We start from the raw sequence: 1,633 nt of genomic DNA on the forward strand, positions 1-1,633 counted from the left end.
GCCCCGGTCATGACACGGCGACCTCCACCCGCGCGGGGACCAGCGCGGTCCCGTCCGGCAGCCGGAAGTCCAGCGTGATCCGCTGCGCACCGGTCGCCGCCCAGGCGGTGGCGCGCACCGTCACCCCCGCGGCCGCGCCCCGGGTTCCGTGCACCCCCGACAGCACGACGGGCCACAGCGGATTCCGCTGCGCGCCCTGAGCGGGCCGGGGGCATCGCGGCGGGGATCGCACAGGGAGTCGCACAGGGGATCGCATAGGCTCGGATCCAATATGAAGAGCAACCTCGCACCGCTGGGGCCCAAGGCCGACAAGGACACCGTGCGCCGGAGCAACCTCAGCCTCGTGCTGCGGGCCGTCCGTGACGAGGCCGAGGGCGAAGCGACCAGGGCCGGGGTTGCCGCACGGGTGGGACTGACCCGGGCCGCGGTGTCCTCGCTCGTCGAGCAGCTCCTCGACATCGGGTTCCTCACCGAGTCCGGCAAGACGTTCAGCGGGCAGGCGGGCCGTCCCGGAACCGCGCTCAAGGTGGCGCGCACGGGGCCCGCCGGGCTCGGCGTCGAGGTCAACATCGACTATGTGTCGGTGTGCGTCGTCGATCTGGCGGGCACCGGCCGGGTACGGCTGACCGAGCACCTGGACAACCGCGGCGCACCGCCCGCGGAAGTGCTGGCGCGAGCGGCCGGGATCGCGGCGCGCACTCTGGAGTCGGCCCGCGAGCAGGAACTGTTCCCGGTCGGGGTGACGCTCGCGCTCCCCGGTCTGGTCTCCGGCGGCGCGGTGCGCCAGGCACCCAACCTGGGCTGGAACCAGGTTCCCGCCGGGGAGCTCTTCGCCGCTTCCCTCGCCGCGACACGTCCCGGTCGCGAGGCGCTGCCGGTGAGTTCGGAGAACGAGGCCAATCTGGCGGCGCTGGCCGAGCTCTGGTTCGGCGGTCTCGGCCCGATCCGCAGTTTCCTCTATCTGACGGGGGAGATCGGCGTCGGCGGCGCCCTGGTCATCGACGGTGAACTACTGCGCGGGGCGCACGGGTTCGCCGGGGAGATCGGGCATGTGGTGGTCGACGCGGAGGGGCCGGAGTGCCGGTGCGGCTCGCGTGGCTGCCTGGAGCAGTACGCGGGACAGGCGGCGCTCCTGCGCGCCGCCGGCATCGAGGAGCCCGGCAGCGGTGCCGGGGTGGCCGAGCTGGAGCGGCGCGTCCGGGCCGGGGACGACCGGGCGGTGGCCGCTGTCGCGGAGGCCGGCCGGATGCTGGGGCGGGTGCTGTCCGGGACGGTGAATCTGCTCGACCCGGACGCGGTGGTGCTCGGCGGGATCTACCGGAACCTGATGCCGTGGCTGTCCCCGCCCGCCGACGAGGAGCTGACCGGCCGCGTGGTGTCCGGGCTCTGGTCCCCGGGGAGCGGCCGGCTGCGCGCCTCGTCCGTCGCGGGTGACGCCGCGCGGGGCGCCGCGGCGCTGGTGATGACGGCGGTACTGGCCGACCCGGTGGCGTACGCGGGCGGCCCGGCGGCCCACTGATCCACACGAACACAGGCGACTCGGCCGCCCTCTCACCCACACGAACCCGGGCGGCCAGGCAGCCCGCTGCACCACATGAACGGGTGCGGGCCGGACACCCGGTCCGATCCGGTG

2 protein-coding genes are annotated in these 1,633 nt (G+C 74.7%); both read left to right on the plus strand.

Annotated features, from left to right (window positions below):
- The coding region (locus ACFU8Q_RS41370) for a hypothetical protein (protein WP_384465338.1) at positions 1–200 on the plus strand (200 nt) is incomplete at its 5' end.
- 71 nt (positions 201–271) lie between these two features.
- Complete coding sequence (locus ACFU8Q_RS41375; RefSeq protein ID WP_384465341.1) at positions 272–1,519, plus strand: ROK family protein; 1,248 nt, start codon at positions 272–274, stop codon at positions 1,517–1,519.
- The last annotated feature ends 114 nt before the right edge of the window (positions 1,520–1,633 follow it).

The organism is Streptomyces sp. NPDC057543 (assembly GCF_042801895.1).
GTDB lineage: Bacteria > Actinomycetota > Actinomycetes > Streptomycetales > Streptomycetaceae > Streptomyces.

Coding starts and splice junctions, on each gene's coding strand:
- ACFU8Q_RS41375 (WP_384465341.1), top strand. CDS start 272: ATGAAGAGCAACCTCGCACCGCTGGGGCCCAAGGCCGACAAGGACACC.